The organism is Nocardiopsis sp. MG754419 (genome assembly GCF_018207095.1).
Taxonomy (GTDB): Bacteria; Actinomycetota; Actinomycetes; order Streptosporangiales; family Streptosporangiaceae; genus Nocardiopsis.
In genome coordinates this window covers 1-7,237 of the sequence record NZ_QOCZ01000213.1, presented here as the reverse complement: position 1 = coordinate 7,237, position 7,237 = coordinate 1, and the positions used below count along the sequence as shown (strand labels likewise).

Genomic DNA, 7,237 nt, shown 5'->3' with positions numbered 1-7,237 from the left:
ACCCGACGGCGAGTATCCGCTCATCGCCACCACCGGCCGCCTCATGGGCCACTACCAGTCCGGCGCCCAGACCCGCCGGGTCCACGAACTCCGCACGGCCGAACCCTCGGTCTACGTGGAGGTGCACCCCGACACGGCCGCCCGCGCCGGACTGGCCCACGGTGACCGGGCCCGCCTGACCTCCCGACGCGGGACCACCCTGGCCCGGGTCCGGCTGGACGCCACCGCCCGCCTGGACACGGTGTTCCTGCCCTTCCACTACGCCGGGGACCAGTCCGCCAACAACCTCACGAACCCGGCCCTGGACCCCACCAGTCGCATGCCCGAGTTCAAGGTCAGCGCCGTGCGCCTGGAGCCGGCCCCCTGACGACGCCCGACCCATCCCGACCCGCACCACCCGGCCGACGCCGCCCGGGCGGCATCACCAGGAGGCACACCTTGAGCACCCACCCGTCCCCGCGCCGGATCGTGGTCATCGGCAACGGCATGGTCGGCGCGCGCCTGGCGGAAGAGGTCGCCCGACTGGACCCCGAGGGCACCCGCGTCGACCTGCGGGTGGTGGGCGCCGAGCCGCACCCCGCCTACAACCGTGTCCTGCTCTCGGGTGTGCTGGCCGGGACCCACACCCCCGACCACATCCGGCTGCCCGTGCCCGACACACCCGGGGTGAGCGTCCGCACCGGGGTGAGCGCCACCCACGTCGACACCACGGCACGCCGTGTCACGCTGGACGACGGCACCGCCCTGGACTTCGACGAACTGGTCCTGGCCACCGGCGCCCGCGCCGCGTTCCCGCCCATCCCCGGGGTGAGCGGGACCGACGGCCTCCCGGGCCGGGGCGTGGCCGCCCTACGCGACCTCGCCGACTGCGAACGGGTGCTGTCCCTGGTGCGTCCGGGCGCCCCCGTGGTGGTCCTGGGAGGCGGTGTCCTGGGTCTGGAGGCCGCCCGCGGGCTGGTCGGGCGCGGTGCCCGGGTGAACCTGGTGGAGTCCTCACCCTGGATCATGCGCCGCCAGATCGACCGGGCCGCCGCCCACATCCTGGCCCGCCGCTACGAGGCCCTGGGGGTGCGGGTGCACTCCTGGCGCGTGGCCTCCCGCTGGATCCCGGGCAACGGCCTGGAACTGGACGACGGCCGGGTGCTGGCGGGCGACGCCCTGATCGTCACCGCGGGGGTGCGCGGCAACGTCGAACTGGCCGAGGCCGCCGGAATCGAGGTCGAACACGGCATCGTGGTCGACGATCACCTGACCACCTCCCACCGGCGTGTCCACGCCATCGGCGACTGTGCCCAACACCCCGGGGGAGGAGCGGGCCTGGTCCAGCCCGGCTGGGAACAGGCCGCGGTGCTGGCCCGCCGACTGACCGGAGCGGAACCGGCCGCCCGCTACGGAGGAGCCCGGCCACTGACCCGCCTCAAGGCCGAGGGCATCGAACTGACCGCGTTCGGCCGTGTCCAGGAGGAGGAGACCGACCACGAGGTGGAGACGGTCACCGTCAGCGACCCGCACGGCGGCCGCTACGCCAAGCTCTCGGTCCTGCAGGACCGCGTGGTGGGGGCGGTCCTGCTGGGCTTCCCCCAGGCCGCGGCCACCCTGTCCCAGCTCTACGACACCGGCGCACCCGTGCCCTCGGACCGGTTGGCCCTGGTCCAGGGGTTGCCGACCGCGACGGAACAGGACAACCCCGCCCCCGCCCTGGTGTGCCGATGCAACGCGGTGGGCCGGGAGGAGATCGAACAGGCCTGGTTGGACGGGGCCCGTACACGGGAGACCATCGCCGAACGCACCCGGGCCACGACCGGCTGCGGAGGGTGCGTGCGCGACGTCGACGCCCTGTTGGAGGGGATGGGCGGCACCCGGGCCACGCCCACCGCCACGGGCTGAAACCCGCCCTCGACCGCTCCGGGCCGGTGGACCGTCCACCGGCCCGTTCCGGTGAACCGGTCGGGGCTCGATGGCGTCCGACCCGATGTCGGTCATCCCCGGCGCAGGCGCCCAGGAGAGTACCCGCGTCCCCCATCGAGGAAAGCCTGACACCATGACGCCCCGTGCTCGGATCCGAACTCGTCCTGGGCCTGCTCCCGAGCTCCTGCGGCCTGCTGCGCCAGGACACCCCCGAGGAGAACCCCACCGAGGACGACTCCGCCTCGGAGGTACAGAGCACCCCGGATCGCACCGACCGCCCCGCGGGTCCGTCCCGCGCCCGTGAGACGCGCCGGTCCGGCCGCGGTTCAGTACAGGGACAGCGCCACCGCGCAGCACACCAGCGCCGCGACCGACAACAGGGTGCGCACATGGTTCCAGCGCACCCACACCGGCTCGAAGGCGGCCCGCACCGCCGCCACGTCCCCCGTGCGTTCGACGGGGCCCGCCGCGTCCAGGGCGTTGTTGCGCGGAACGTTCACCGCGAACGTGATGGCCAGGACGGCGACCAGAGCGGCCAGCCCGACACCCGACCACAGCACGGCGGTGTAAGCGCCGGCCGCGAAGAACAGCACCACCGTCCCGAGCACCGCCACCGGGGCGCCCACGAACACCAGCGCGAACACCGGGTTGAGGATGGCTCGGTTGATCCACTGCATCGACTCGACCATGGCGCGGTCCCCGGCCCGGGCCAGTCCGGGCATCACCGCGATCGAGAAGGTCAGGAACAACCCGGCGAACAGGCCGGTCAGCACCACGGCCAACACCGGCACCGCTCCGAACACCATGTGCGCCACGCCCACACCCCTTCCCGGTCGGGGCCGCCCACCGGGGCCCGTCCCCGAGTATCGAAGCACCTCGACGTCCCGGACGCCATAGCCCGAACGCCCCCCACCGCGCGCGAGAGGACGGTGCGGGACCGTCGTGCCGGGACCGGTTCGTGAGACCGACCGAACCATAAGCCCCTCGCGTGCGTCTGAGCAGCCGAGTGAACACCTCCTCCGGCCGTAACGCGGCCGGAGAACGCACAAGGGAGCCCCCGAACATGTCCCCACGAGCCCTCGGCGCCCTCGGCGCGGCTCTGGCGCTGAGCCTGACCCTCAGCTCCTGTGGTCTGGTCCGCGACCTCACCGCCGGAGACGAACCCGAGGCGCCCACGGAGGCCGGCTCCGAGGAGCAGGCCGAGGAGGTCGCGGCCGAGGAGCTGCCCTTCACCCGCCAGGGCCGCATGTTCGTCGAGGACGGCAACGACGTCGCCTTCGAGGTGGTCATCAACGCGCTGGAGTCCAACGGCGAGTACCTGATGATCGACGTCACCCACAACATCCTGGAGCCCCTGCCGGGCGCCGTCACCAGTGCCGTGGCGCCCATTCGCATGGTCGACCCGCTCTCGGGCGAGGTGTTGCGGGTGTTGAGCAACGACGACCACGGCGAGAACTACGGCACCTACTTCGTGGAGGGCGACCCCTTCCTGCCCACCCACGAGGGGCTGCCGCTGCCCATGCGCCGCTACTTCCCGGCTCCCAGCGAGGAGGTCGAGACCCTCACCTTCACCGGAGCCGGACTGGGCTACGTACCCGGTGTCCCCATCAGCTACGTCGACGAGTTCACCGAGTCTCCCGAACCCAACGTCTACGACCACATCGATCCCGAGACGTGGGAACAGGGCGAACTGCCCGACGAGATCTTCTACCCCGACGACGTGCCCGAGTCCGGTCTGGACGTGAGCGAGGACCGTCAGTCCGTGGAGAGTTTCGTGGACAGCGACATCGCCTCCACCACCCGCGCCGGTGACCAGGAGACCATCGCTCTGCACGCGGACGACATGTTCGAGGTGGACGAGGCCGAACCCACCGATGAGGCGGCCGAGACCATTCGGCAGACCGCGGCCTCACTGCGCGAGAACCTGGCCGAGGGCACGGAGATCACGGTCATCGGCCACACCGACGGCACCGGGTCCGACGACCACAACCAGACGCTGTCGGAGAACCGCGCCGAGTCCGCGCGCGAGCTCGTCGAAGAGGAGCTCGGTGACGGTTTCACGCTGACCACGGAAGGCCGGGGTGCGGACGAGCTGCTCGCCGAGGAGGGCGGAGACGACGACGAGGAGGCCCGCGCCCGCAACCGTCGCGTGGAGTTCTTCTACGAGGTTCCGCTGGACGCCTCCGACAGCGAGGACACCGACGGTCTGGACGCCGCCCAACGGCACGTGGCCGAACCGGCCGCCTACTTCGAGGACATGGAGGCCCACACCACCGTCTCCCACAACGACCTCGACCTGAACGTGTACCCGCTGGTGCGCGACGGCGCCTACCTGTTCCAGGTGGTGGGTTTCCAGAACTCCACGCTGGGCGACCTCGAGGCGGACCTGGAGGGTGACGAGGCGCGGTTGCCGGGCAGCCCGGCCCAGTACACCGAGGGCACCATGGGCGGTTTCCGACTGGAGGAGCCCGAGACCGGCCTGATCCGTTACGTGGTCCGCATCCGTACCGGCGAGGAGGAGTACGAGGACTTCGCCGACGAGATCCACACCCTCAGCCCCGGTGAGGAGTACCTGGCCCTGGCGGTCTTCCCCGCCCCGGCCACCGACGTCTCCGAGATGACGCTGTACGCGGGCGCCTTCGGGGAGATCGCCGGGGTGCCCATCCGGTAGGGCCACGCGCGCGTGGGGAGGCCCCGTGACCCCGGTCGGGGGGGGTCACGGGGCCTCCGTGGTCCCGGGGCCGTGCAGGGCGCGGGAAGGGACGCGTCAGCGGCCCACGACCGGCGGGGCCGTCACAGCGCCCGCCCACGCCGGTGACCTCGACCGACCCTCGTCGATGGACCTGGGCGAACCGCACGCGGTCGGGTCCTGGAACGCACCACGGCGCATCGGTGGTCGCCTCCGGCCCGGCCACCGTGCCCTTCCGCGCGGGACGGCACCGTCGCCGGGCGGGTCCGGACAGGACGAGGGGGTGGCGCCACGTTCGTGGCGCCACCCCCTCGGGCGTCGTCTGGGCGCCGGTCAGGCCTGCCGGGCGTGCGCCTTCTCCAGGGCGTCGGAGAAGACCTCCAACGGCTGGGCGCCGGAGATGCCCAGCGCCCGGTCCAGCACGAAGAAGGGCACACCGGTGGCGCCCAACCGCTGCGCGGCGGCGATGTCCTCACGCACCTGCTCGGTGTACTCCGTACCCGACAGCACGGCACGGGCCCGCTCGGTGTCCAGTCCGATCTCGCCGGCCAACCCGACCAGGGTGTCGAGGTCGTTGAGCACCCGCGCCTCCACCAACTGGGCGCGCATCAGCCGTTCGTGCGCGGCGTCGCCCAATCCGTGCTCACGCGCCAGGTGGGTCAGGCGGTGGGCGTCGAAGGTGTTGACCATGACCCCGCCCTCGAAGTCGTAGGTCAGGCCCTCCTCGGACGCGACCTGCTGGACCTGGGCGGTCATGGCCTTGACCTGCTCGCGCGGGGCGCTCATCTTCTTGGCCAGGGTGTCGTAGACCGGCTCGCTCACCCCTTGGGGGAAACCCGGGTCCAGCTGGAAGCTGCGCCAGACGATCTCGACCTCATCGGCGTGCTCGAAGGACGCCAGCGCCCTCTCCAGACGACGCTTGCCGATGTAGCACCACGGGCAGACGATGTCGGACCACACTTCGATTCTCACGGTCATCCCCACTTAGAAACAGATCCCGTCCGAGCACACGGGCGCGTCCTCGGAACCCAACGTCACCAGCCCGTGCACCCGAGGCAACGCGCCACCGTCGCCCTCCGGAGCCGCTTCCGCGGGCTCCGGGTCGTCCTGTTCCGGCTCGATGCCGTTCGCGCTCATGCGGCCCCTTTCCGTCCGACGTGCGCCGTCGACGGCGCCGGATCGGTCCCCACGTGGGGACCGATCCGGCGATGACAACACCGGGCGAGGACGGTTGCTTCCCGCCGCTCACAGCATTGGTAACTTTTGTTAGGGTTCCTGCTTCGTGGTACGCGCCCGATGACGCTCGGCCGCCCGCTCCCACGCCAGGCGCAGCAGATCCCGCAGGCGTTCGCCCGTGCCCGGACCCGGCAGTCGCACCGACACCCACCCCTGGGCGGCGTAGACCGGATGCGGCAGCACCCGGTCCGACGCACGGTGGTCGATCTCCACGCCGTCCGACGCCTGCTCACCGGGGGCGTGCCCGCACTCCCGCGCGAACGCCTCACGCCCCACCGCCACGTTGACCCGGAACACCCCCTCCCCGTCCAGGTCCGAGGCGGTGTCGAAGCCGGGGTAGTCCTTGGTCACCACCGTCGCGAACGGCTGGAACCCGCGCCGGTCGGCGTCGCCGTCGGGGTCGTAGGTGAGGAAGGTGTCTCCCCAGGCCACCTCCGGTGCCCCGCTCTCCCGGCCGGCCCGGTCCACCCGCACCGCACCCAGCCCCGACACGAAGGCGATGATCTCCTCTTCGTCCACCGACACACTCCCCACTGCGCACGAGGCGGCATCCGAGCGTCCACCCCTTCCTCACCTTCGAGTGTGTCATTCAAGTGCTTTGTGAGACCTGTGCGTCTGTACCGGCTGCCAGGGAGCGCAGGCGCCCGGAGAACCCTCACATCCCGTTCCGAGGGACCGGTCAGAGGCAGGGCACGGGTTCGACAAACCCCCGTCAAAAGCCCGGCACGTCACCGACCCCACCGGGGTGCCCACTGCGAGACTCGGTTCCATGGCCGCCCGGTACGGTTCCGTCACACCCTTCGCGGGTCCCCGACGACCACGCCCCTCCCGGGCGTGGTTCTGGGTCGGCGGCGCGCTCATCCCCCTCTGTCTGGGCATCGCCGTGCTGATGTTCGTGTCCGGTGTCCTCCAAGCGCTCTCGCCGCCCGACTTCGTCGCACGCACCCAGGGCACCCGACCGGCCACCTTCACGGTGGACGCCGATCGGCACCCCGAACCCGACTGGCTGCTCTACAGTTCACCGCCCACCGCGGACCACACCGCGTGCACCCTGTCCGGGCCGGACGGCACCTTCCCCGCCTTCCGCTACCCCACCTTCGACCACCGGGTCGCCGACGCCGAACGATCCTGGGCGATGACCGGCATGACCCGCCTGGACGAACCGGGGGAGTACACCCTGACCTGTCGGGCGCCCGGCAACGTCAGCTACGGGATCGCCTACGCCGACACCACCACCGGACCCTTGATCGGACTGGTGGGCACCCTGAGCGCGTTGCTCTTCGCGCCCTTCGCCGGGGTCATGGCCGGGGTGATCATCATCATCGTCACCGCGGTGCGGCGCTCCGGCCACCCCACGCGCCCGCTGCCCACGCACCTCGCCGCACCGCCCGAGCGGTCACCGCC

The 7,237-nt window shown here is 71.7% G+C and carries 8 protein-coding genes; 4 read left to right on the top strand and 4 right to left on the bottom strand.

The annotated features are described in order from the left end of the window. Together DSY14_RS25935 and DSY14_RS25930 are read left to right on the top strand one after the other, a co-directional pair. On the top strand, positions 1-367 hold a 367-nt coding region (locus tag DSY14_RS25935; protein WP_283091703.1), incomplete at its 5' end, for a molybdopterin dinucleotide binding domain-containing protein. Positions 368-438: 71 nt separating this feature from the next. After that, entirely contained in the window at positions 439-1,887 is a 1,449-nt protein-coding gene (locus tag DSY14_RS25930) for an FAD-dependent oxidoreductase (protein WP_211719238.1), read from the top strand. 347 nt (positions 1,888-2,234) lie between these two features. Here DSY14_RS25930 and DSY14_RS25925 read toward each other — a convergent pair whose 3' ends face one another. After that, the gene (locus DSY14_RS25925; protein ID WP_211719237.1) at positions 2,235-2,723 is read right to left on the bottom strand and encodes an anthrone oxygenase family protein; all 489 of its coding nucleotides are present in this window, start codon (positions 2,721-2,723) and stop codon (positions 2,235-2,237) included. Positions 2,724-2,971: 248 nt separating this feature from the next. Here DSY14_RS25925 and DSY14_RS25920 point away from each other — a divergent pair, with 248 nt between their 5' ends. Further along, entirely contained in the window at positions 2,972-4,579 is a 1,608-nt protein-coding gene (locus tag DSY14_RS25920) for an OmpA family protein (protein ID WP_211719236.1), read from the top strand. 351 nt (positions 4,580-4,930) lie between these two features. Here DSY14_RS25920 and DSY14_RS25915 read toward each other — a convergent pair whose 3' ends face one another. The 3 genes from DSY14_RS25915 to DSY14_RS25905 all read right to left on the bottom strand — a co-directional run bounded on the left by DSY14_RS25915 (position 4,931) and on the right by DSY14_RS25905 (position 6,352). Beyond that, the gene (locus DSY14_RS25915) at positions 4,931-5,569 is read right to left on the bottom strand and encodes a DsbA family protein (RefSeq protein ID WP_211719235.1); all 639 of its coding nucleotides are present in this window, start codon (positions 5,567-5,569) and stop codon (positions 4,931-4,933) included. Between the two features lie 12 nt (positions 5,570-5,581). Then, the gene (locus tag DSY14_RS25910) at positions 5,582-5,734 is read right to left on the bottom strand and encodes a hypothetical protein (protein ID WP_211719234.1); all 153 of its coding nucleotides are present in this window, start codon (positions 5,732-5,734) and stop codon (positions 5,582-5,584) included. Positions 5,735-5,863: 129 nt separating this feature from the next. Beyond that, positions 5,864-6,352: a DUF6194 family protein gene (locus DSY14_RS25905; protein ID WP_211719233.1), complete on the bottom strand. Its 489-nt coding sequence runs from the start codon at positions 6,350-6,352 to the stop codon at positions 5,864-5,866. A 250-nt stretch (positions 6,353-6,602) separates the two neighbouring features. On the opposite strand from DSY14_RS25905, the gene DSY14_RS25900 reads away from it, so the two are divergent. Beyond that, positions 6,603-7,237, top strand: a 635-nt coding sequence (locus DSY14_RS25900) for a hypothetical protein (protein WP_211719232.1), incomplete at its 3' end; no start/stop codon positions are given.